The sequence below is a fragment of the Thiorhodococcus fuscus genome (assembly GCF_042682685.1).
Lineage (GTDB): Bacteria > Pseudomonadota > Gammaproteobacteria > Chromatiales > Chromatiaceae > Imhoffiella > Imhoffiella fuscus.
Window position 1 is genome coordinate 1 of record NZ_JBHUHX010000018.1, and the last position, 20,078, is coordinate 20,078.

29 protein-coding genes are annotated in these 20,078 nt (G+C 59.1%); 10 read left to right on the forward strand and 19 right to left on the reverse strand.

The genetic code is table 11. The features are described 5' to 3' along the window. Window positions 1-166: 166 nt before the first annotated feature. Window positions 167-781: a hypothetical protein gene (locus ACFSJC_RS09230; protein WP_386025944.1), complete on the reverse strand. Its 615-nt coding sequence runs from the start codon at window positions 779-781 to the stop codon at window positions 167-169. 527 nt (window positions 782-1,308) lie between these two features. Between ACFSJC_RS09230 and ACFSJC_RS09235 the strand changes: the two genes are divergently transcribed. From ACFSJC_RS09235 to ACFSJC_RS09245, 3 genes are all read left to right on the forward strand, one after another. After that, window positions 1,309-1,593, forward strand: coding sequence for a BrnT family toxin (locus tag ACFSJC_RS09235; RefSeq protein ID WP_386025945.1), 285 nt, complete (start codon window positions 1,309-1,311; stop codon window positions 1,591-1,593). Beyond that, window positions 1,562-1,861, forward strand: a complete 300-nt coding sequence (locus tag ACFSJC_RS09240; protein WP_386025947.1) for a BrnA antitoxin family protein — start codon at window positions 1,562-1,564, stop codon at window positions 1,859-1,861. The genes ACFSJC_RS09235 and ACFSJC_RS09240 overlap by 32 nt, the downstream gene beginning before the upstream one ends. 227 nt (window positions 1,862-2,088) lie before the next feature. Then, window positions 2,089-2,628, forward strand: coding sequence for a hypothetical protein (locus ACFSJC_RS09245; protein ID WP_386025949.1), 540 nt, complete (start codon window positions 2,089-2,091; stop codon window positions 2,626-2,628). A gap of 83 nt (window positions 2,629-2,711) precedes the next feature. Here ACFSJC_RS09245 and ACFSJC_RS09250 read toward each other — a convergent pair whose 3' ends face one another. Then, window positions 2,712-3,308 carry an ORF6N domain-containing protein gene (locus ACFSJC_RS09250; protein ID WP_386025951.1) on the reverse strand — a complete coding sequence of 199 codons (597 nt, stop codon included), beginning with the start codon at window positions 3,306-3,308 and terminating at the stop codon, window positions 2,712-2,714. A 499-nt stretch (window positions 3,309-3,807) separates the two neighbouring features. Here ACFSJC_RS09250 and ACFSJC_RS09255 point away from each other — a divergent pair, with 499 nt between their 5' ends. From ACFSJC_RS09255 to ACFSJC_RS09275, 5 genes are all read left to right on the forward strand, one after another. After that, window positions 3,808-4,578 (forward strand): hypothetical protein, encoded by a 771-nt coding sequence (locus ACFSJC_RS09255; protein WP_386025953.1) that lies wholly within the window; start codon window positions 3,808-3,810, stop codon window positions 4,576-4,578. A 142-nt stretch (window positions 4,579-4,720) separates the two neighbouring features. Beyond that, window positions 4,721-5,503: a class I SAM-dependent methyltransferase gene (locus tag ACFSJC_RS09260; protein WP_386025955.1), complete on the forward strand. Its 783-nt coding sequence runs from the start codon at window positions 4,721-4,723 to the stop codon at window positions 5,501-5,503. A 174-nt stretch (window positions 5,504-5,677) separates the two neighbouring features. Continuing rightward, window positions 5,678-6,145, forward strand: a complete 468-nt coding sequence (locus ACFSJC_RS09265) for a hypothetical protein (RefSeq protein WP_386025957.1) — start codon at window positions 5,678-5,680, stop codon at window positions 6,143-6,145. Between the two features lie 35 nt (window positions 6,146-6,180). Beyond that, window positions 6,181-6,597 (forward strand): EamA family transporter, encoded by a 417-nt coding sequence (locus ACFSJC_RS09270; protein WP_386025958.1) that lies wholly within the window; start codon window positions 6,181-6,183, stop codon window positions 6,595-6,597. Window positions 6,598-6,736: 139 nt separating this feature from the next. Further along, window positions 6,737-7,828: a hypothetical protein gene (locus ACFSJC_RS09275; protein WP_386025960.1), complete on the forward strand. Its 1,092-nt coding sequence runs from the start codon at window positions 6,737-6,739 to the stop codon at window positions 7,826-7,828. A 66-nt stretch (window positions 7,829-7,894) separates the two neighbouring features. On the opposite strand, the gene ACFSJC_RS09280 is transcribed toward ACFSJC_RS09275, so the two are convergent. Beyond that, a complete protein-coding gene (locus ACFSJC_RS09280) occupies window positions 7,895-7,951 on the reverse strand; it encodes an excalibur calcium-binding domain-containing protein (RefSeq protein ID WP_386026121.1) in 57 nt (18 codons plus the stop codon). A 124-nt stretch (window positions 7,952-8,075) separates the two neighbouring features. On the opposite strand from ACFSJC_RS09280, the gene ACFSJC_RS09285 reads away from it, so the two are divergent. Then, window positions 8,076-8,360, forward strand: coding sequence for a BrnA antitoxin family protein (locus ACFSJC_RS09285; RefSeq protein WP_386025962.1), 285 nt, complete (start codon window positions 8,076-8,078; stop codon window positions 8,358-8,360). A 22-nt stretch (window positions 8,361-8,382) separates the two neighbouring features. Here the strand turns inward: ACFSJC_RS09285 and darG are convergent, their stop codons facing one another. The 13 genes from darG to ACFSJC_RS09350 form a co-directional block, all read right to left on the reverse strand. Beyond that, complete coding sequence (gene darG, locus ACFSJC_RS09290) at window positions 8,383-9,453, reverse strand: type II toxin-antitoxin system antitoxin DNA ADP-ribosyl glycohydrolase DarG (protein ID WP_386025964.1); 1,071 nt, start codon at window positions 9,451-9,453, stop codon at window positions 8,383-8,385. Continuing rightward, the gene (gene darT / locus ACFSJC_RS09295) at window positions 9,453-10,109 is read right to left on the reverse strand and encodes a type II toxin-antitoxin system toxin DNA ADP-ribosyl transferase DarT (protein WP_386025966.1); all 657 of its coding nucleotides are present in this window, start codon (window positions 10,107-10,109) and stop codon (window positions 9,453-9,455) included. The genes darG and darT overlap by 1 nt, the downstream gene beginning before the upstream one ends. Before the next feature lie 240 nt (window positions 10,110-10,349). Beyond that, window positions 10,350-10,646 carry a Mor transcription activator family protein gene (locus ACFSJC_RS09300; protein WP_386025968.1) on the reverse strand — a complete coding sequence of 99 codons (297 nt, stop codon included), beginning with the start codon at window positions 10,644-10,646 and terminating at the stop codon, window positions 10,350-10,352. After that, complete coding sequence (locus ACFSJC_RS09305) at window positions 10,646-12,769, reverse strand: terminase gpA endonuclease subunit (RefSeq protein ID WP_386025969.1); 2,124 nt, start codon at window positions 12,767-12,769, stop codon at window positions 10,646-10,648. Before ACFSJC_RS09305 ends, ACFSJC_RS09300 begins: the two co-directional genes overlap by 1 nt. Continuing rightward, window positions 12,769-13,305: a DUF1441 family protein gene (locus ACFSJC_RS09310; RefSeq protein ID WP_386025971.1), complete on the reverse strand. Its 537-nt coding sequence runs from the start codon at window positions 13,303-13,305 to the stop codon at window positions 12,769-12,771. The genes ACFSJC_RS09305 and ACFSJC_RS09310 overlap by 1 nt, the downstream gene beginning before the upstream one ends. A gap of 88 nt (window positions 13,306-13,393) precedes the next feature. Continuing rightward, complete coding sequence (locus ACFSJC_RS09315) at window positions 13,394-13,975, reverse strand: hypothetical protein (RefSeq protein WP_386025973.1); 582 nt, start codon at window positions 13,973-13,975, stop codon at window positions 13,394-13,396. Then, the gene (locus tag ACFSJC_RS09320; RefSeq protein ID WP_386025975.1) at window positions 13,972-14,745 is read right to left on the reverse strand and encodes a DNA-methyltransferase; all 774 of its coding nucleotides are present in this window, start codon (window positions 14,743-14,745) and stop codon (window positions 13,972-13,974) included. The genes ACFSJC_RS09315 and ACFSJC_RS09320 overlap by 4 nt, the downstream gene beginning before the upstream one ends. 5 nt (window positions 14,746-14,750) lie before the next feature. Further along, window positions 14,751-15,101, reverse strand: coding sequence for a DUF559 domain-containing protein (locus ACFSJC_RS09325; RefSeq protein WP_386025977.1), 351 nt, complete (start codon window positions 15,099-15,101; stop codon window positions 14,751-14,753). Further along, a complete protein-coding gene (locus ACFSJC_RS09330) occupies window positions 15,098-15,529 on the reverse strand; it encodes a hypothetical protein (protein ID WP_386025979.1) in 432 nt (143 codons plus the stop codon). The genes ACFSJC_RS09325 and ACFSJC_RS09330 overlap by 4 nt, the downstream gene beginning before the upstream one ends. Before the next feature lie 70 nt (window positions 15,530-15,599). Beyond that, a complete protein-coding gene (locus ACFSJC_RS09335; protein ID WP_386025981.1) occupies window positions 15,600-16,718 on the reverse strand; it encodes a hypothetical protein in 1,119 nt (372 codons plus the stop codon). Next, window positions 16,715-17,566 carry a DNA adenine methylase gene (locus ACFSJC_RS09340; RefSeq protein ID WP_386025983.1) on the reverse strand — a complete coding sequence of 284 codons (852 nt, stop codon included), beginning with the start codon at window positions 17,564-17,566 and terminating at the stop codon, window positions 16,715-16,717. Before ACFSJC_RS09340 ends, ACFSJC_RS09335 begins: the two co-directional genes overlap by 4 nt. Continuing rightward, complete coding sequence (locus ACFSJC_RS09345) at window positions 17,563-17,778, reverse strand: hypothetical protein (RefSeq protein ID WP_386025985.1); 216 nt, start codon at window positions 17,776-17,778, stop codon at window positions 17,563-17,565. Before ACFSJC_RS09345 ends, ACFSJC_RS09340 begins: the two co-directional genes overlap by 4 nt. Further along, complete coding sequence (locus ACFSJC_RS09350; protein ID WP_386025987.1) at window positions 17,775-18,269, reverse strand: phage regulatory CII family protein; 495 nt, start codon at window positions 18,267-18,269, stop codon at window positions 17,775-17,777. The genes ACFSJC_RS09345 and ACFSJC_RS09350 overlap by 4 nt, the downstream gene beginning before the upstream one ends. Window positions 18,270-18,355: 86 nt before the next feature. Here ACFSJC_RS09350 and ACFSJC_RS09355 point away from each other — a divergent pair, with 86 nt between their 5' ends. Beyond that, window positions 18,356-18,559 carry a hypothetical protein gene (locus ACFSJC_RS09355; RefSeq protein ID WP_386025989.1) on the forward strand — a complete coding sequence of 68 codons (204 nt, stop codon included), beginning with the start codon at window positions 18,356-18,358 and terminating at the stop codon, window positions 18,557-18,559. A gap of 21 nt (window positions 18,560-18,580) precedes the next feature. Here the strand turns inward: ACFSJC_RS09355 and ACFSJC_RS09360 are convergent, their stop codons facing one another. From ACFSJC_RS09360 to ACFSJC_RS09370, 3 genes are all read right to left on the reverse strand, one after another. Continuing rightward, complete coding sequence (locus tag ACFSJC_RS09360) at window positions 18,581-19,003, reverse strand: hypothetical protein (protein ID WP_386025991.1); 423 nt, start codon at window positions 19,001-19,003, stop codon at window positions 18,581-18,583. A gap of 147 nt (window positions 19,004-19,150) precedes the next feature. Next, complete coding sequence (locus ACFSJC_RS09365; RefSeq protein WP_386025992.1) at window positions 19,151-19,681, reverse strand: hypothetical protein; 531 nt, start codon at window positions 19,679-19,681, stop codon at window positions 19,151-19,153. Between the two features lie 103 nt (window positions 19,682-19,784). Beyond that, entirely contained in the window at window positions 19,785-20,036 is a 252-nt protein-coding gene (locus ACFSJC_RS09370; protein ID WP_386025994.1) for a helix-turn-helix domain-containing protein, read from the reverse strand. Window positions 20,037-20,078 lie beyond the last annotated feature (42 nt).

Genomic DNA, 20,078 nt, shown 5'->3' on the forward strand with positions numbered 1-20,078 from the left:
ATCGACCCGTATCCGGACTTTCAGTCCGTAGCTTCAACCCACCAGCTTTAGCTGGTGGTTGTTGAGTTTTCAGATCCTTGAGCGATAAATGCAGGGGTTTCGGCGTCTCATTTCGAGAGACAATGCCCGATTTCAAAGCCCTCCCTGGCCCTTCCCTGTCTCCGTTTCAGGCGGCCTTGTTCTTGGCCAGATGCGTCTCGATCAATTCCAACAATTCCGGGAACCGATCCACGAAGTACAGCGGCTGCGTCTCGCGCGGGTTCTGCGGACTGGTCTCGTTGCGACCGTAGCGCACTCCCTTCTCGGTCAGGCTCTTGAACCGCTTGATGTCGCCTTTCGAGCCCTTGCGCTCCAACTCCTCAAGGAGCCCCATATCCAGCAGGGCCAGATTGGCCGCCTTCGCGGACAGCGAGCTGCCATGCTCCTTGAGCAGCGCGGTCATCGCACGGACCAGCGGCTCGTCGACATAGACCGGGAGGAACGTGCTGGGAACGCCCTTGATTTCGCAGATGGACGCGAGCATGCGGATTTTGCTGGTGTCGGACATCCGCAGCATGCGCGCGGCGACCTCAGCCACCTGGAACTCGACATCGTAGACGTACTGGCTGGACGAATCGGCCGGCTTCACGCCCTTTCGCGCGTCGATGAAGACCTGGATGATTTCGTCGGTGATCTCGTCAGCCTTGGCGGCCTCGGATTTCACCGTCACTTTCAAGCTGGCAAATTCATCGAGATAAAACACCTCCGACGGTCTACCAGATTCTCCAGGGGTTTGCTCCACGGTGCGGCAAATATTGATTTCGTTGAGTTTTTTCTCTCTCAGAAGTCGTTTGATGAGATCACGAATCGCTCGCGGACGTTCATACCCAAGCCGCCTGGCCAGGTCCAGATCCTGGATGGTCGGCTCACCGTCGACGTAATGGATGTCGTAACCGTGGATGGAGATGATGGTGCTCAAGATAGGTACCCATAGAGAAGGATTCGATGGAATCCGCGCAACGGTCGACTGCGCGGTGCAAGTTCGCTTTGTCAGACATGCTGTGTTTCTCCGTGGATTGGCTCGTTGAATCGGGGCACGAAAAAGCCCCTTGGGCTGGGTCTGGGTGATCTTGACTTGAAGGCGTCAGGTCATCACTCCGACGGCAAAACCCTATCACTCAAGGGTTTGCCGTCCAAGAACCGCTCGTCCAGAAGCCCGGTTCGGGCCTTGCGGCAGCCCTCGTCCCTCTGGGCGACGGTGCCCGGCATCTACCGCACCCTCCGCTACGTCACCGCAATCAGCCAATGGTTGATTATGCATATAATGATATGCATGATTCGCGAATGGAGTTCACCTGGACCAACAGCAAACGTCGCAGCAACCGCGCCAAGCATGGCTTGGACTTCACGGATGCGGAGCAGGTGTTTGCCGGCCCGACCCTGACCCGTGAAGATGCCCGCGTCGATTACGACGAGCAGCGGTTCAACACCACGGGTCTACTGGGCGTTCAGGTGGTCGTCATCACCCATACGGAGTCGGAAGACTGCATCCACGTCATCTCCATGCGCAAAGCGGAACCCCATGAAATCGAAGACTTCTTCTCCTACCTCTGAGCCCCGGCTGCGGATCGGGCTGAAAGACGCGAGCCGCGAGGAATTCGCGGCCGCCGTACAGGAGCACCTCGGCAAGCAGCGGGTGACGATCATGCTCGACGCCGCTGTCATTGCCTACTTCAAGGCCAAGGCCGGCGAGCGCGGCTATCAGACGCTGATCAACCAGGCATTGCACGAGGCGATGCGCGAGGACGGGCGCAACGGGCAGATGGAGGAAACGCTGCGGCGGGTGATTCGCGAGGAAATGAAGGCGCAGGCGGGCATGTGAGCGAACGCCGCGTGCTAGAGCGGGTGGCGATGGCCGCCTACACTGGACTTGAGGGACCCTCGAGATATGAGCAAACCACCACGAACGCCGACGCCTCGGCCGCCAAAGCCGGATCGTTCCAGGAATGGAGGCGGTCTACGTGATAGCCCGAACTCCGGGCGCGATGGCAAGATCGTGACACCGATCGTGCCGGCTCCGCCGCCGCGACCAAAACCGCCGAGCAAAACATGAGCGAAAACGACGACTATCTCTGGAACCGCCGCGAGCAGGTACTGTACCGCGTGCAGCTCTCGGTGCTGTATCACCGCAAGCGGGAACGGTTTCTCGCGTTCTGGGACCGGACGATTACGGCAGTCGCCATTCTCGGCGGCTCGAGCGCCCTGGCGAGCTTGGGCGGAGATCTCTATGTGAAGCTCGCCGCCGGGGCTGTAGCCGTCACCTCGACCATCGGCCTGGTGTTCGGCCTGGCCGATCGAGCGCGACGGCATGGCGAGTTGGCACGACAGTTCCTGGAGATCGAGGGGACGATGATCCGCCAGGGCGAACGCGATTTCACCGAGCAGGACGTCAACGGCTGGGATGCTCGGGTGCGGGAGATCGAGACCTCGGAACCGCCAACACTCGGAGCCTTGGTGGTCGCCTGCCAGAACGAACTGGCTCAAACCTTGGGCGAGACGGACTCGATCCACCGGCTCGGCTGGTGGCGGCGGTTGACGATGCACCTGTTCGATGCGCGCTCCTTTCCGCCTCAACCGAGGGCGTCTTAGCCAAGCCGCCTCCCCGCCCACGCCGCGCGGCCCTCCCTGGCCGCGCCATCATCGATCAGCCCGCGATCGGCTCAGGGCGCTATTCAGCCCAGCGGCTTCAGCCGCCGCTCCAGCGCTTCGCCGGACGCCTCGCCCTGCAGCCAGCTCAGCTGGTCGATCACGATGCGCAGGTTCTCGCGGACCGTCCACAGGCCCTTGGTCTCGACCAGGCTGCAGCCTTCGAGGTCCAGGATGCTGGTGATCTTGCCGTGCTCGATGGTCACCAGGGCGCGCTGGTAGGTGGGGAAGGAGGTGGCGGGGTGGTCCTTGCCGACGCCGAAGTAGCAGTCCTCCAGCTTCTCGAAGACCTCCCAGGCCTCGTCGGTGTCGAGCATCTTGGCGTGGCGGGCGGCGCCGCGTTCGGTCCAGAGGGTTAGGTGCTTGGCTCGGGGGGAGATTTCCACAAAGCCAACATCATTGGCTTTGTGCAAGCTCTTGAATTCTCGTAGTGGTTCGCCTTCGAGCTTGAAGAAATGTTTACCAGAAACGAATCGATCTTCGTTGTTGGCAAAGTTCATCCGCAGATTCTTCGGCTCGGTGCCGTAGAGATTCGCCAGCAGTTCGGTCGTGATAACGCGAACGTCCTCGTGGGTGATGACAGGCAAGGTTTCGACCGTCACGGTCTGGGAAGTGTTGGCCATGAGATGACTCCTACTGATGCGGTTGCTTTGACCGCTGCCCTGTCGCCAAACAGGGCGGCGATCCCACGCAGGGTTGGCGAACCGGCTCAGTAGGACACCGGCAGACCCGAAGATCTCCCCACGCAGGACGCCATAGGAGACCGTCCGGGCACAAAAAAAGCGCCAGACGGATGAGGCGCTTACGCGCCTACTGATGTTCGGGTCGCCAAACCCGGCCACGGATTTTGCCGTGACGGTTCGAGACTAGACCTAGATCAAAGGAACTGTCAATGGCTGCTAGGCGGATACACAGGTTGGCGGATATGCTTCGCCAGCAGGCTCGTGTACGGGATCAGGGCAAGTATGCAGTATTAAGAAATGAAATTACTGGCCACTGGCCACTGGCCACTGGCCATGATGCTTACAGCTAATCACCCAGAATGATTTTCCTAATACTTCGTCCAGATGAATTATAATTATTAAAGGAAATTTCTACGCCATAAAAACAAGGAACGACGCTATGCAAGATGCCAACTTCAAACAAGAAAATCATAAGAAATTTTTTCGAGTCTCATTATATTGGATGTTAGCCGCACTCGGGGCAGCCTGCATTGTTATAGGGGTCATTTTAAAGAGCGAAGGATGGGCCGCACTATTCACGGCATTAGGTGGCGGTTTAATTGGAGCATCTATACCAATAATTGTGTCATTTAGCTTTGGAGACGAGGCGACCGATCTATTAGATCTTTTAACAAGAGGGAACAACATAACTTCAGATGCTGAATCCACCAAAGAATGGCAGGGGGAATGGCATCTATATCATACTTCACTGGAGGACTCTAAGCGAAGATGGCTATATCAAAAATACAATCTCATTGCTAATGAGAGCACAGGAACTCTTAGAGGGAAAATTTCAATTACACGTGACGATGGAACAAAAACAGAATACTATACAGATGTTGGTATACGTTCGGATCGTTTGATTTTTATTGAACGTCCTGGCCGCGGAACAGAACCTCATGTTGTTACGGTAATTATTGGAGGAGCATCTGAACATCAAAAAATACGCTGCGGCATATCATGCCATCAAACTTGGGATTCAGTTCAAGCGATCTCGCCGTGCCTGCTCTCAGACCGCCCAATAAAAAACCACCAGGGCGAACAGATTTTACCTCAAGACACTAGCAGCTTTTTTTCTCAGGATGACGGGAAATTACTCGATGAGAAATGGATAAATGGAATACATAATCAGAATATTGCAATTTTAGTACCGCCATTCCCAGCAAAATGAGAAACCAAACAACACGCCATTACAGAAACAGCAATCTTTTCAATATCCTTATCTACAATGACGCAGGCGCATCCAAGCACCTAAAAATAGACAATTCAGAGATATCCAAATCATCCACCAGTGGGAATAAATGGGAGGCAATATGATAGACTGGCGCGACGAAAACGGAGAAATTGAGGAACAACTAAAACTTCAGGTGGAAATGCAGTTCAAAAATCATCATTCATTCCTAATTAATCATGGACTGCAAGATTGCAAGACAGTACTAGAGATCGGTGTTGGAGATGGAACATTCCTGAGAGAATTAGCAACTGCTCACCATGACATCTCATTTACAGGAATAGACAACAATCCATCAATGGTCGATAACGCCTCATCTAAATGCACCATCAACATGAAATGCGCAATAGGAGATGCCAGAAGGCCAAAAAGCATAGAAAATATTACAGCTTTCGACGCAATCATAATGAGATATATATTACTTCACGCCGACGACAAATCAGACATAATAAACACCTTATCGCAAGCAATGAAACCTGGCGCCAAACTTTGGATCATTGATCTTGATTTAGAGAGTTTTACCTCGGTTCCTCCGTCCCTTGAATTTGATTGGATAGTCGATCAAGTACGGGCCTATTGCGAATCACATGGACCTAGAAGCAATATTGGCAGCGCTTGTGTTCAGATGCTTGCATCCGCAGGATTCACATCAATTAACAAGGTTATTGAACCACTCAACAACAGAGAAACAAAACTTGACACTCTATCTAAATTCATAATAAGTGAAGTGAAATTTTATAGAAGCGCATTATCCAAAAATACCAATCTGGAAGATATTACCAGAATCAATGATTTTTTAGCGAAGCTAAATAGAGACGACATATTTATTCGATACGGAGTCTCCATGATATCTGCTGTGAAGTGAGCAAATATAGCCAAATCGATGAATTGCAATTGGATTTTTATGCAATACCCTCAGGATGCAGGACTCGCTCGTCATCATGAAATGCATTTTCGTTGCAACCTACAAAACCCTAACGGGTAGCCGATCCTGATCAGCCAACAATTTGTACTATAAAGCGTTAGGAGAATAGGGCAGATGGGCTTATTAGGAACAGATGAGACCCTAAAAATCCTCTCGGTTCTTGCACAAGTTTTTATTGGGCTTGCGGTCTTATTATCAGGACGTCAAGTCGCTCGCGCACAATACACAAAATCATTTCAGGACTCCTGGAATGAGTACAATAAGCTTGTGCTTTCAAACAAAGAGAACATGGAGATAGACAAAAAATACATAGGTCACGACCTCGTAGGCCTAGATGAGGATCAATGGAGAAAATCTTACCTGGGATTTGTCCTGCTAAATATCCATGAAACTATGTACATAGGAAGAAAACACGGGCTAATGCAGAAAGAATTTGCCAACGATGCAACTGACGATCTTCTTCGCCCGCTATTAGCAGATGATCATTTTTACAAACTATCACAGAGCCGGGGCTACTCGACAGGCTTCAAAAGACTCTGCAAAAAATTACGGCTTGAAGAAGAGCGCAAGCACAGCAGCTAATGCATTTCAGCCCCAATATTCGTTACTTATAGCTCATGCCAAGCTGGGTCGTCAGTTCTTTAATAGCAACGGCAAGCATCACCATCATGATGCTGCTGTTCAAAAAGCTCACCATCCATAACATCTCCCCCATAAGCATCAATTTTTATTTTTTTCTTTTAGTGACGGCCGGCTTTTTTGCTTTTATGCTCATAGCGAAAGCCCCATTTTCATTGCCGGCATCTTCGCTGTGGATTTTTGTTGTTCTGGCGGCCTTTGCTATAAGCTTTAACTATTTCGAAATTGTTGCAATTCGAGATGCACCTAACCCAGGATTTGTAGAATCAATAACATCATTTAGGCTTGTGGCCATCGCCCTGCTGTCTACCTTTATCTTCAATGCGGAGCTGACGGCAAAAAATCTTGCCGGAATTGTATTCGTGATAGTTGGGCTGGTATTGATCTCCACCTAAGAGAAAAAGAGAAAAGGGGACGGACATATTTTCCACGCGCTCCGTTCCATTGACGCAGGAGCACGGAGCAGTTTTATTGGCTCTGCCAGGGACGGGTTACTCGACTTTGGACTCAAGAAGCATTTTCTGGAATTCACTTATGATACTTGAAAAGCACAAACTTGCGGTCTGGGCAGCATCGTTCCTCAGCCTGTCAGGCTTGCTGGACGTGATTTTACGCTGTGAAAAAATAGGTTTCACCAATGGGCTAATTGAGGCAGCACAAGATCCAGGGAAGGTTCTGTTCTTTTTGTTTCTTCTGCCCATCGCTGCTTTTGTTCTAATTCGCACATTTCCAGAAGAGCTTCTTTGTTTAAACCGCACGCGAAAAATTGTTGCATACTCTCTGGGGCTCTGCCTGCTTGCTATTTCTTTGCTGCTGACTATTGACGACGCAGAAAAAGGTTTCTGTGATCGTTCACCAATGCCATCCCATTTTTCGGACGATTTAATCGCAAAAAACCTCTACGCAGAGCGCCAAATATTGCGAACACTGGTGGATAATGCTCGGTTTCCGGACAGGAGCATTACGCCACAATCTCTAGAAGAGATGCGCAAAGCGGTGTCGAATCAAGCGAGAAGCGCGAACACAAGATACCAAGAACTGGTGGAGAAAGAGTTTTCCAAAAAATATACAGGTCAATGGAAAACAGAGTGTAATTTCATCACCCACTCTAGCTTTCGTGCAAAGTGGGCGGTTTTCAACACATTTCAGGCACTACTGATAGTCTCGCTACTTATTTGGATTATTGTTCTACATATTGCGGCAGGAAGACCATTGAATAACCCAATGAGAGAAGCGCTAATAATTGTCTTCTCTGTACTTGTGCCATGGCTTGTTTTTAGATCCTACTCTGAGTGGTATAGCAGCTTCGGCGACATGAGCTTTTCCCGATACACGCCATTGCTGCTAGCGATTATTCTTTCATTCTTGGTTTTTGCTCTGATTGGAATTCTTCAACATCGGGGGAGAGCGCTCGTTATCGCCGCTAGCTTTATGGTCGCCACATCCTCTCTAGTCGCGACAATATCCCAGATTAATCCCGAATGGTTTGGTTACTTGGTTTCTCATTTCTCTATTCTTAGCCCGATAGAGCTACTGACGGTGTATTTCCTGGTACTCCTTCTCTTTGGCAGCGCTCTTTGGTACATGCTGGAGACAACCATTTCTGGAAACCATGAACACGACTGACGCCTAATCCGCTAAGGGCGGGTATTTACCCCGCCCTCCCCTCACCACCGAGTCATGAAAGCCACCTCACCGACACACCGCCTCACACGGCACCCCATCCCCGTCCCGATCCAGCCTGCTCAGTCAAATAGTGCCGAGCCTCCGCGCAGCTCGTCATCTCACCACAGAGGTGACGACGACTACCGAATCATCAGTCTGCGAGAGGCCACACCCAGAGAGGTCAGGAACTATGCACGTGACAGACAAGATGGGTAGACGATACCGCATCGCCACCGAGGAGGAGGAGGCCCGCATCCGCGAAGGCATTGCGAAGGACCCCGACACCCATGAGCTGACCGACGAGGAGATGGCCGAGCTGCGCCCGCTGGCGGAAATGAAGCGATCCTCGGGCCGCCCGAAAGCCGTCTCCACCAAGCAACCGGTCTCCATTCGCCTCTCGCCGGAGGTGGTCGAATACTTCAAGGCCGAAGGCCCTGGATGGCAGACGCGTATCGACGCGGTGTTGTGCGAGCACGTCAAGACGCATCAGTGATGCCAGCCAGGGTGCGAAGGGGTCACACCATCCCCTGCCGCCCCAATCGCTCCACCGCGATCCCCAGCGCCCGGTCATCGAACAGCCGCCCCTTGCGCTCGGCCGCCTCGGGACCGCCGGGCCAGCGTTGCAAGCCTTCGCGTAGGGCGGGCACGGAGGGTGCGACGCCTTCCCTGGTCACCAGCCAATCCACGGTCGCGAGCAGTTCCATGCCGAGCGGCGACTCGAAGCCGTCGATGAGGTCGGCAGTGAGCTCCAGGGCCTCGGCATATGCCTTGGCCTCGCTCTTGAGGTAGGCGCTCACGCGCTCCTTGCGGGCGTCATCGAACCAGATCACATCCAGTGGCGCCGCATCGCTGATGCGTTTGTCGCAATGCAGATAGCTGCCGTCCAGGTTGTTGAGCAGGTGCTCCAGCCGGTTGGCATAGGGGCCATATTTGTGGGCGACGAACTGGAGCTTGAGCGGATTGTCGCCGGGGTTGCAGCGCTCGATGGCGCGCTCCAGGAACCAGGCCAGCTTCTGGATCTCGAGCAAGCTGCATTCCATGCCCAGCACCCAGTAGCGCCGCACCAACTCGGCGATGAGGGCGCGTGCCGGGGTGAGCTTTTCGACACCCGAGCGCTTGGCGACGTTCTGGTATTGCCGCGTCGGCTCGAAGACCAGGATCTCGGTCTCCAGGCCATCCAGGGCGGTCTCGATCTGCGCCCGCACCAGCGGCCATTCGAGTCCGCCGTTGCCCGCTCCCAGCGGTGGGATGGCAACGGATTGCACTCGCTCCTCGATGAGAAAGCGCCGCAGGTCCTGCAGCCCCTCGACGATCCATTCCAGCTTCGAGGGCGAGCGCCAGTGCTGCTTGGTGGGGAAGTTGACGATCCAGCGCGGGCCGTCGAGTTCCTGCACCTCGGTGACGAACATCTTGCCGGTCCGCACCTCCTTGGCCTTGCAGGCCGCCGCGTAGAGGCGGTAATTCTGGTCAAAGCGCTCCTTGAACATGAGCGCGATGCCCTTGCCCATCACGCCCACGGTGTTGACGGTGTTGACCAGCGCCTCGGCCCGGGCCTCCAGCAGATTGCCTGTCGTGAATCGGATCATCAGAAATACCATTGGGGCATGGCGTGGATCTCCAGCGCGAGACCTTCAGATTGGGCCATCGCGGCCAGATGCGTCTTCATCGTTTCGGTATAGCAGATGGCTCCCAGCAGTCCGTCGATGGGAAGATGGCGGTAGATCAGGGCCTCCGCCTGATAGCGTTCGATCTGACCGGGATCGTCCGGGTTGCGTGAGAAATTCCGCGCCTGGAGCAATGGCCAGTCGATCTTGCCCAGATCCTCCGTGCTGTTGAAATACTGGGCCAGCTCGACATAGGCATGCCGGTCGGAGAACACGAAACCCAGCCCCATGGCGCTGATCTTGTGAATGCTCGAGACCAGGATGCAGATCTCTTCGTTCGCCCGTCGCACCACGCCGCCTCTCCCGGTGTGGATGTTGTACATCATGGGAGAAAAGGGCGTGAAATAGAACGGCACGTAGTCGGAAAGCCGTCCTCCAGGGGCGATCGGCACGATCCGATGCGTCCGCCGGCTGATCAGGTCGGCGTTCCCGATCGACACATATCCGGGCGCCTGCACCGACGAGCCGGGGCAATGAAGACCGTTGCCCAGGATCCACGGCAGATTGTCCCGGTGGACGATGCGCCAGATCAGGGCCTTCTCTGGGTTCAGGTTGGGATAGTGATAGCCACTCGGCATTCGCTGACCTCGGATTACCGCGATCGATCCGACCGCTCGGCCGAAACTTGCTCATCAAGTCACCGGAGCCACCTTGGTGAAGCCTCGCCGGAAGCTCGCGTTACGCCCGAGGATCATATCGAAGAGGCATCGGGGTACGCGAGGGGTACGGCCACCACTCACCTCCGCTGCCTAAACCGTACCCGCCTCCAGCCTGCTCGGGAACGCCGGCTTCCCCGAGGCCATCCGCATGCCTCAGCCTCACCCCGCCCGACGCCCGATGACGCGATAGATGGTGGATCGACTCGCGCCGAACTTGGAACCCAGATCTTTCACTGGAGTCCCGAGATTCCAGGCGTCGATGATGGCCTGGTTGCGGTCGTCCTTGCTCGGCGCCGGCACGTCGAGCGGCTGGCCGCCGTAGCGGCGCTGAAGCTCGACCGTCACCGCCTGAGCAATGGGCAGCGCCAACCGCTCATGCATACCGGTGGACTCGCGCACGACGCGAGTGATGATGGTGCGCAGCTCGTGGGCGCGATCGATTGTGTCAGCGGTCATCAAAGCCCCCAGCCTGGTTTGCCGAATGTCGTGTTTTGGTTGCTTGGCGCCGCGCGTTTCGGGCTCACCTGCCCGGCCTTCAACGCCCGTCGCTGCTCTGCGGTGATGATCTCGGGGTTGGCGTCCCAGTCGCGCAGCCAGGCGGGTGGCGCCTCCCAGCGCACCTTGTCGCCGCCGAGGTGGAGCCATAGGGCGCTGTCGTAGGTCAGGTGGTCCCAGGTTTCGTTGCGTCGGCTGCCGATCTTGTGCCAGCGCCCATCCTGGCCCTTCTGCTCGGCCTTGATCTCTTCGCGGTAGTGCTTCGGTAGCCATGCGGGCAGATGGATGTAGGAGGGGCCGGGAACCTCGCGCTGCAGGTCGAGATCGAGCGCGTCTTTGAGCCGGTCGACGTTGAGCATCAGGACCGGGATGTCGCCGCGCGCGCCAGCGTGGCGGTCTTTGCGGGCCTCTGGGTAGCTCTCGTGGACGAGCGGCGCCGTCGCGGAGGAGGCGCCCTTGAGCAGGCGCAGGCGATGACCGAGGCCAGCGCGGCGCTGCTTGCGCCAAAAGTCGTAGGCGCGCCGGGTCGATTCCGATTGGTCGGCCTGTTTTTTCGAGCGGGCGTCGTGGTGACCTCCGGAGTCGATCGCGGTGAAGTGGACGCGCATCTCGCGTCCGTCCGGGAGCTTGTAGGTCGCATTGATGACGCGATCGAGCAACACGTCCCAATGTTCGATGTAAACCGGAGGCTGGATTTTCTCCCCGGCTGGTGTCTCCAGGATCGAGAATCGGTCGATCAACCAGCGCTCGTTGTCGACGCCGTGACCGATGACGGCGACCTCGAAGGACCACTTCTGCGTGTCGACCAGGGCGAGCAGGCCGCGCACACCCGCCGGGATGATGTAGCGCGGATAGTCCTCCTGGCGGGCGTCGATGTGGTCGATGTCGCCGGCTTTGCGGGCGGAGACCGACAAATAGGGCATGGCTTGGTCGACATAGGTCTTGGCTTCGAGGGTCTCTTCCTTGCCGGTTAGCTCCAGCTCGCGGACGCCCTGGAGATAGTTTTCGAGCAGGGATTGCCAGGACTGATAGGCGGCTGCGACGCCTCCGAGCCAGTAACCGGCGATCGAGGCGGTTGGCGCCGGGCCGCAAACCGCGCCCTTCGCGTCGATGTTCTGCCCTTCGGGGACCCATACCCCAGCGGTATTCATAACGAACTTCTGCTCGTGCTCGATCTCGCAGCCGTAATGCGGGCATGTGATGCGCGCATGATCGGCGGCGAACTGGCGGATATCGAGTGTGCGGACCATGCTGCGTAGCGTGTCGAGACCGGGCAGGCGCGAGAACAGCTTGAGCCCCGGCGCCGCCTCGAACCACTCGCCGCAATGCGGGCAGCGCCAGTAGAAACGCCGCCGATCGCTGCGGTTGTAGATGCCGAGGATGCCGCCGCATGGAGGGGCCTCGTGGGGCGATGCTGGGGACCACCTCGGATCGGAGATGGTGCGCTCGGGCGAGGACTCGACCAGGACCATGCCGCGCGACATGAGGGTTTGAGTGCGCTTGGAGGCCGAGTCGAAGATGGATCCGCCCATGCCGCGCTGCTCGGTGTAGCGGTCGTAGTCCGTCATGGCCACATAGCGGTAGGTGGTGCCGGCCATCTCGGAGCGGGACGGCCAGGCGAGACGGATGGCCATGCCGTGACGGAAGATCTTGAGGCGGATGGTGTCGTCATGCCGCGAAGAGGATTTCAGCGCCAGCAGCGCGGGAGAGGCGTCGATCGCGGTGTCGATGTCCAGCTTGGACAGGAGGTCGGCCTTCTCCTGGCTCATGTGCATGACCATCATTCTGCCGGGATCGTTGGTGAGGGCATGGGCGATCCAGCCAAGCACCAGGGCGGCGGTCTTGCCGGAGCGGGCCGGCCCGACAAAGCACACGGCCTGATGCTGGCGGCTGGCGAGCATGTCCATCGGCTCGATCATGTAGGGCACCTCGTCGGCGCGCCACGGGCCTGAGTAGCCGCCCTTATCGTCCAGGTGCAGGGTCTCGGCCGCGCCCTGTGAGACCGGGATACGCCGTGGGCGGTTGAGGGCATCGAGCGAGCCTGCAAGGTCGGCGTGGATGTCTGCGTACTCTGCAACCCCCATCAGGCGACCTCCTCGGTATCACGACCGCCAGCAAGCTTGGCAAGCTTGGCGAGCAGGGTCTGCTTCGCAACCTCCAGTTGGGTGTCGATCTCATCGGCCGCGCGCTCGGCTTGTTCCGGGGTTGCTCCGGCACGGCGTTCGAGCAGGTCGGGGATCGCTCTGATCTGCTCGACCAGCACCGCGAGCGTGGTCGAGATCGCCTGCAGGGTGGGGCCGCGCTCGTAGAGCTCGCCGGCGTCGAGTGCGTCCTTACGCTTCTCGCGATTGCCCTGGTACCAGTACAGACGGTCCTTGGGCGCCAGAGAATCCGGGTCCTGATCCTGCTGCTCGGGGCCTTTGGCACCGAAGCGCCACTCGGCGACGTCGATGATATTGAACACCCAGGCGCGGCCGCGCTCGCCCCGCTGCACATACGGGCAGCCTCGGCGCAGCCAGTGGTCAACCGATACCACGGACTTGCCGAAGGCCTCCGCCAGCTCTGCCTTGTTGCAGAGCAAGCGCTGCTGGAGAGGAATGGACGCGGGCTTGACGGTCACCAACAACAACCTATGGGGGGCGAGAAATACCGGAACCCCGAGCCGCGAACCTGCGGGCTTTCGTCAGCCTCAGAAAGGACCCGTACAATCATCCCGCATCCCTCAGCGCCCGCACGACATCGCGCACCAGCCGGTCCCGAGCCACCTTCTGACCAGTCTCGTAGAACTCCCACCGCTTCGATCGCTCCGCCTCCCGCTCGATCTTGGCCAGCAGCTTGAGTTTCGATCCGCCGCGCCCATAGCGCTGCCAGACTCCATAGATCCCATTGACCTCTCCAACGAATTTCGTCCGCGCCTTGCCGGCGATCCCTTCAAGGCCGCGCCGCTTCCCTGGCAGGTTTCCGAACTTGTTCAGCCTTGCCGCCCGGGTCGGCGTGATGTTCACCGGGATCAAGCCGCCCTTGATCGCGTACTTCAGATAGCGCGCCTGGATCGGTTTGACGAACAGCACCGCATCAAGCCGACTCGCACGGGCCTTGAAGATCTGGATCGCGTTCAGCGAGAACGGCGTCGGACGATCCAGCTCGCGCTCCATGGCCACGAGCTCATGCTGCTCCATCGCGTCCATGGTGCGGTTAATGCCTGCCGCGACCGCCGGCTTGATGTCGGCACTGAGCTGCTCGAATCGTCGGATGACGGCATTCAGGCCGTCGAGTTCGATGTTGATCATGCCTCCACCAGTTTCGTCTCATCGCGCTTGCTCCCCTCCTGCGCCTCCATCAAACGCCGGCGGGCGGTCTTGAAGTGGACCGGGTCGATCTCGATGCCGATGAAGCGCCGACCGCTGCGCACCGCAGCCACGCCGGTGGTGCCCGAGCCCATGAAGGGATCGAGGATCAGGCTTCCAGGCGGCACCCAGCGGCACAGCTCGTCCATCAGCGGCGTCGGCTTACCGGCCAGGTGGTGCTTGTCGCTCGGGCGCACCGGATGGCGGTAGACGCCAGGAAACGGCCCCAGCTCCACCGGACGGCAGGGACCGCGCGTGCCCCACACGATGTACTCGGCCTGGTGGCGGGCGTAGCCCTTGTGCGGCGCACGCGCCCCGAGGCCCTTGTCCCAGGGGCAGGTTCCGCGCCAGATCAGCCCGGACCACTGCACCGCATCGGCCATCGCCGGCTGATTGCGCCAGTCGATGAAGGCCAGCAGATAGCCGCCCTCGCGTAGCGGCAGACGGGTCATCCACTCCGCGCACCAGGAGGTGAAGGAGCGCTGATCCTTGGCGTCGTGCGCGAAGGTGCCGCGCTTGAGCGCCTGTCCGCCGTGCTCGTATTTCTGCTCGGGCGCCCTCGCCCGCTCGCCGGCATGCAGGCCGCCGCTGCAATAGGGCGGATCGGTGATCACCGCATCCACCTCGGGCAGCACCCGCAGGATCTCCAGGCAGTTGCCCAGGTACAGCGTGGCCTCGCCGATCACCACCGCATCCGTCCAAACGTCGTTCATCTCAATCACTCCTGGGCGACATCGCGTCGCTCGTCGCATCGTTCCAGCGCCCGCTCGGCGAGCCGCAAGGCCCGCCCGTCCCTGACCATGTCGCCGGTCACTCTCAGCACGCGCCATCCCTGCAGCGCGATCTCGTTGTACTTCTCGCAGTCGCCCTCGAAGCCCTTGGGGCGCGTGTGGCGGCCCTGCATCCAGATCCCGCCCTCGACCTCCAGCGCAACCCGCTGCGCGGGCCAGGCGAAGTCGATCCGCCAACGGCGCGTCGGCACAGCGCGAAACTCGCGCTCGGGCGCCGGCAGCCGGGCCGCGCGGATCTGCCAAGCCAGGGTCTCCTCGAGGGCGGAAGTCCGCCTCATGCCGAGGCCTCCGGCCATTCCGGCGCGACGTAGCGCAGCCCCAGATGCTGCATCGAGCGCCGATAGGCGTCCTCCATCTCAGGCGTCCAGCGTCCCCGGCGGATATTCTCCTGGCTACGAGCGATGGACTTTGGCCGGGCCGCCTCCTCGCGCATCGCCCTCGCCTTCTTCGCCCCCTTGGCCAACTGCTCGGCCCGCGTCATCGAGGGCAGCGCCAGCCGGTCGGACTCGGCCTCCGAGAGCCGAGCGGCGAAGGCACGCTGCTCCGCCGTCATCCCCGCCCGGCAAGCCGAGCGGAACTCGGCAATGCTCGGAGGCCAACCGCTGTTGGCCCTGACCCAAGCGATGCCGCACCGGATGTCCTCGCCGGACAGACCCGCGAGCCCTTCGGCCCATTCGGTCTCGAACATCTCCAGACCGTTCTTCAAGACACTCACCGAGGCGATGCGGTCAGCCCAGGCCTGCGGCCAGATCGTTGCGAAGCGGGCGAAGAGCTGCTTAATCCATTTCAGATCCAGCGGCTCTGAGCCCCTCCGCGATGAGCTCGGCATTGATTCGCGACCGCCGATCGGTGGCCGACTCGTGGTGCTGACGTGCTGCATGGCCATGGCTACCCCCCCTCGAAAACTCATTGCGCACAAAATTCCGCCAGGTTGCTGCCCAGTCGATCTTTCGGCCCTTCGCCCCCGGTACCGCGACCCAGTAGTCGCGAAACTTCTCCCAGCAGAAATCCGCATCCAGCTCTGGACGGGTCTTCGTTGCGAACGCTCGCCAATCCGGCGGCAATTCCTGGATGGAGAGGCGCGCGCCGCGTGAGCCCGCGCGCATTCCACCATCCCTCTCCAACAACTCAGAGCTATCAGGAACAGTGTCCTGTTCCTGTTCCTGTTCCTGTTCCTGTTCCTGGTTTGGGTAACCCTTACTCGAACCCTTTACGGAACCCTTCCCCGAAGCCTTCCCGGAACTGTTCGCCGAACCCTTCGAGCAACCCTGCCCAGCACCATCGTCTAACCCCTCATGCGCTCCTTCCCGGATCTTGGCTTGCTCGGGCACTGTCCCGACACCCTGCCCTGCTGCAGGGTGATGTGACGCCCCCATTTCACTGGCCGTCGAATGCGCCGGACTCCGCAGTGAAGCGTCCCACCCCGGACACGCGGCATCAGCACCGCCGGACTGACCGACCACGGCGACCGCGAAGAGCGGGGAGGACAGGAGGGTGTGAACGTACTTGCCGCCATAGCGCTGGATCGACGCCTGTAGCGCAGGGATGAAGGCCGCCTTGGACGGAACCTTGTCGACCAGCTTCAGTGCGGCTTTGGCCTGATTGGGGTTTTCGACGGGGTTGTATTTCAGGTATTTAGGCAACAGCACCCATCCGGTGGCCCTGCAGCGATGCAGGAATCCCATCGTCTCTAGCTCCGCGAACGCCGCTTCGGCGGTATCGTGCGGCAGCCTCAGATCGTCCATGACGTAGCCGGTGGAGAGCCGATAGCAGCCCAGCATGTTCGAGTGCTGGCTGGTCAGCAGATAGACCGCCAACAAGCGCCCTTCGAGGCTGAGTTCCGAGATCTCCGGCTGTTCCCAGAACTTGGTGTGAATGCGGCCGTAGTCCCTCATGCTGCCCTCGTCCCGTGGACCGCGAACAGCGGCAGATCCGCCGGTCTCGCGTTGGGCGAGATCCAGATGACCTCGCACGCCGACGTGCCGCGCCCGGTCCAGACAGGACGCTCGACACGCTGCCAGTCCGCATAGAGCTCGCGATCGTAGAGGGCACTCGGATAGCCGCTGATGACGACCACACCGACCGTGCGGCGCAAGCGCTCGGCAAGCGCCCGATGCTGGTCGTCGGTCATTTCGTAGTGGTAGGCGCGCTTCTTTCCGCGCGTCGAGTGAAGGTACGGAGGGTCGACGTAGAAGAGTGCATCCGGGCGATCGTAGCGCTCGATCACCTCCAGCGCCTCGGCGTTCTCGATGTAGACGCCGCAGAGCCGGTCGCACCAGGATTGGACATGATCGGGCAGCCCCGCCCAATCCCGGGCGCTGGTCGACTGCGTCCCGCGATCGCCGCGACGCCATCCGGTGCGGCGGGGGCCGCCGAGTCCTGTGGCGCCGGTTCCGCTGTGCCCCTGCCCCGCAAGCACGAGCAACCGCCGCGCATCCTCGATCGGATCGTCAGCGGTCTCGCTGGCCGCCTCGAACTCAGTCTTGGCATAGGGCGTCAGACTCAGTAGACGCGCCAATTCCCGGGCTCCCTCCCGGTCGCGGATGACCCGCAGGGCGGAAACGAGACGGCCGTTGCGATCGTTGATCACCTCCATGGCGGAGCGCGGCTTGCGCATCAGGACGCTGGCCGCGCCGCAGAACGGCTCGACATAGGTGCGGTGCGCCGGCAAGTACGAACAGATCCAGGGGGCCAGCATCCATTTCCCGCCGTGATAGCGCATGATGGGCCGCTTTGGATTCACGCCGCCCTCCTCCCCATCCACTCTCGCCGCATCGCCTCGCGCAGCCGCTGCGTCAGTGACGGGCCGTGCTTGTGGCGCCAGCGATCGAGCCAGGCGCGCGGATCGGCCTGGGTCAAGACATAGCGCGCCAGACAGGCGAGCTTGAAAGCCTCGGTATCGGTCGGCTCCGGATCGTCCGGGCGGCAGCGCTCGCAGCGACAGGCGTGGCTCATGCCGAAACAGCCCGTAGCCGCTTCCGCTCCTGAGCCTCCTCGTCGGCCTTGGCGAGCGCGTCCAATCGGGTCAGCATCTCCAGATTCGCGCGGATGTCCTCTTGCACCCGGCAGCGAATCGACTCGTACTCGCGACGCTCGACGCGCCCGTCCGCCAGCGCACGGCGGATCTCCGCATCCGTCTCCCCCCGCGCCTGGCCGACGCGCAGGATCAGGTCCAGCAACGCGTTATCCGAGCAGTCGCTGAAATCGCCAAGCGTCACACACCCCTGCCCGAGCTCGGCTGCCAGGGCATGGAGGATCCGCAAATCCCCCGTAATGAGCTGGATCGCGAGCGCCTCATAGATGTTGAGCCGATGCCCCTCATGGGTCGGGCTGACCTTGTTGAACAGCGTCCCCGTGTGGGTGCTCATCCGCTTGGCGAGCGCCGGCACTCCACCCGGAAAATCGTGGGCGGTGTCGTAGATCGCGCGGTTCAAATGCTCAGACATGTCATTTCTCCAGGATCGATAACGAGGCATTTTCGAGGCGTGTGCGATACGCTCCGGCGGGAACTGCACCGCGAGGAGGAAACAGGATGGCTTCGTTGCGAATCGAGTCGAAAACCCGCCTTATCCACTGCCACAACATCGCCGCCCAAGTCGAGGTGGAATACCTCAGCACACCAACCGGCTGGCGCGTGGCGCGTTGCTCGTCCGAGTCGGTCTGCGAGATCAATGTCGAGGAGCCGATCGCGCGTGCGGTCATGGGCTGCCCGATACCGGATGAGCCCGAGGGATAGAGGGAAACCTCCATGAGCTTTCTAGACTCCACCGAGATCGGCATCGGCTGCCCGACCTGCGGCCGCGAAACGAAGAAGAGCATCGGATGGATACAAGGTCACTCGCAGTTCACCTGCGGCTGCGGCACCGTGATCCGACTCGACACGGACCAGTTCCGTCGGGAGATCGGGAAGATCGACCGCTCCCTCGCGGGCCTGAAGCGCACCTTGAAGCAGTTCGGCAAATAGCTCGAAGGGGCGTGCGTCGAGATCGAGCTTCAGGTTGGCGTGGACTTCTTGCGGCGGACCGGCTGATGCCGCAGTGGCATTCAGCAGTGCCGCCGCCAGCAGGGGAACCTCCTCGGCCGACAGTGCCAGCTCGGTTCCGTTGCGCAAGCTGCGGACCTCGATGTCCTCTCCTGGCGCACCGGTCACGATGGCGAAATGAAGTTGTCCGCTCTGCATTTGATTCCACCTATTCGCGCTCAAGGATCCAGGCAATGAAAAAAGTCACTGATGAATTCACTGTCGTTGATGAAGACAGCAATCAATACGTCATTCGCGAAATCACAGACATTCAAGCCCTTAAGCGGACCCGATGTGCCGTACAACTCATCTATCGAGTACGAGCTTGAAGGTGAAGTCGAAGCGGTAAATCCGATCGACGACCATTCCTTCTATCTGGCTGGACGTAAAACCGTAGTCAAGAAGCAGCCCTAAACAGGTAGGCTGCCAATCGACAACGCCATTCTTGACCGCGCCGAGAATGAAGCCGTCGCCACTGAGGAAATCGGCATTGGTCTTCCGAACGTATTTGGGCATGGCCTGGCTATGCGTCGGGTAAGGCCGGACGAGCCGCTCGATCAGATTCAGTACCCCTTGAGCCGCCTTGCGATGCCCCTCGGCCAGTTCGGCGGGGCAGAAACGCCCCTCTGGCGTCACAGACTTGCTAGCTGGCGGCCTCGGCCTGCTCGCGCTTTCGATCAGGCGATGCAGGAATGCCTCCAGCTCGGCGAGCTGCTCGGGAGGGAGGTAACGCTGCACATCGGCGGACGCCTCGCGCAGCGCGGGTAGGCCTTCAGGTGAGAATTGGCGGTTCAGCATGATGTGGTTTGCTCCGGTTGAGCTGACGTTGACGGACACGCACACCCGCTCTGAAGGGCAGCCGTCTCAGCGATTCCGACGCCGACCGCGACGCCGCCGACGAAGAAGGTGAGGAACAGGAGAACGAGGGCGAAAGCTGGCATCAGGCCGCCCTCTTCCCGGTCTGGCCGATCAGGATCGGGCCGAAGATATCTGGGCTCAGGCTTTCGACGGTATGCAGTCCGCCAGACCCATCAGCGAGGATCTTGCGATATCCGTTTGGAATCGCTTTCCACTGGCTCACTGCTTGAGACGTGATCGGCTTACTTGTCGCCTCACGAATTAAGGCCGCAACTTTCACGGGACCACCAAGACTTCTGACGAGATCGCGAGTGATGTCTTTCTGCGCTTTCATGAGGTAAGCCTAACTTACCTTTTGAGGGTAAGCAAGGCTGTC

Excerpts from the sequence above, each read along its gene's own strand:
- ACFSJC_RS09235 (WP_386025945.1), top strand. The coding sequence starts at position 1,309 with ATGCATGATTCGCGAATGGAGTTCACCTGGACCAACAGCAAACGTCGC.
- ACFSJC_RS09240 (WP_386025947.1), top strand. The coding sequence starts at position 1,562 with ATGAAATCGAAGACTTCTTCTCCTACCTCTGAGCCCCGGCTGCGGATC.
- ACFSJC_RS09245 (WP_386025949.1), top strand. The coding sequence starts at position 2,089 with ATGAGCGAAAACGACGACTATCTCTGGAACCGCCGCGAGCAGGTACTG.
- ACFSJC_RS09250 (WP_386025951.1), bottom strand. The coding sequence starts at position 3,308 with ATGGCCAACACTTCCCAGACCGTGACGGTCGAAACCTTGCCTGTCATC.
- ACFSJC_RS09255 (WP_386025953.1), top strand. The coding sequence starts at position 3,808 with ATGCAAGATGCCAACTTCAAACAAGAAAATCATAAGAAATTTTTTCGA.
- ACFSJC_RS09260 (WP_386025955.1), top strand. The coding sequence starts at position 4,721 with ATGATAGACTGGCGCGACGAAAACGGAGAAATTGAGGAACAACTAAAA.
- ACFSJC_RS09265 (WP_386025957.1), top strand. The coding sequence starts at position 5,678 with ATGGGCTTATTAGGAACAGATGAGACCCTAAAAATCCTCTCGGTTCTT.
- ACFSJC_RS09270 (WP_386025958.1), top strand. The coding sequence starts at position 6,181 with ATGCCAAGCTGGGTCGTCAGTTCTTTAATAGCAACGGCAAGCATCACC.
- ACFSJC_RS09275 (WP_386025960.1), top strand. The coding sequence starts at position 6,737 with ATGATACTTGAAAAGCACAAACTTGCGGTCTGGGCAGCATCGTTCCTC.
- ACFSJC_RS09285 (WP_386025962.1), top strand. The coding sequence starts at position 8,076 with ATGGGTAGACGATACCGCATCGCCACCGAGGAGGAGGAGGCCCGCATC.
- darG (WP_386025964.1), bottom strand. The coding sequence starts at position 9,453 with ATGATCCGATTCACGACAGGCAATCTGCTGGAGGCCCGGGCCGAGGCG.
- darT (WP_386025966.1), bottom strand. The coding sequence starts at position 10,109 with ATGCCGAGTGGCTATCACTATCCCAACCTGAACCCAGAGAAGGCCCTG.
- ACFSJC_RS09300 (WP_386025968.1), bottom strand. The coding sequence starts at position 10,646 with ATGACCGCTGACACAATCGATCGCGCCCACGAGCTGCGCACCATCATC.
- ACFSJC_RS09305 (WP_386025969.1), bottom strand. The coding sequence starts at position 12,769 with ATGGGGGTTGCAGAGTACGCAGACATCCACGCCGACCTTGCAGGCTCG.
- ACFSJC_RS09315 (WP_386025973.1), bottom strand. The coding sequence starts at position 13,975 with ATGATCAACATCGAACTCGACGGCCTGAATGCCGTCATCCGACGATTC.
- ACFSJC_RS09320 (WP_386025975.1), bottom strand. The coding sequence starts at position 14,745 with ATGAACGACGTTTGGACGGATGCGGTGGTGATCGGCGAGGCCACGCTG.
- ACFSJC_RS09325 (WP_386025977.1), bottom strand. The coding sequence starts at position 15,101 with ATGAGGCGGACTTCCGCCCTCGAGGAGACCCTGGCTTGGCAGATCCGC.
- ACFSJC_RS09335 (WP_386025981.1), bottom strand. The coding sequence starts at position 16,718 with ATGAGGGACTACGGCCGCATTCACACCAAGTTCTGGGAACAGCCGGAG.
- ACFSJC_RS09345 (WP_386025985.1), bottom strand. The coding sequence starts at position 17,778 with ATGAGCCACGCCTGTCGCTGCGAGCGCTGCCGCCCGGACGATCCGGAG.
- ACFSJC_RS09350 (WP_386025987.1), bottom strand. The coding sequence starts at position 18,269 with ATGTCTGAGCATTTGAACCGCGCGATCTACGACACCGCCCACGATTTT.
- ACFSJC_RS09355 (WP_386025989.1), top strand. The coding sequence starts at position 18,356 with ATGGCTTCGTTGCGAATCGAGTCGAAAACCCGCCTTATCCACTGCCAC.
- ACFSJC_RS09360 (WP_386025991.1), bottom strand. The coding sequence starts at position 19,003 with ATGCAGAGCGGACAACTTCATTTCGCCATCGTGACCGGTGCGCCAGGA.
- ACFSJC_RS09370 (WP_386025994.1), bottom strand. The coding sequence starts at position 20,036 with ATGAAAGCGCAGAAAGACATCACTCGCGATCTCGTCAGAAGTCTTGGT.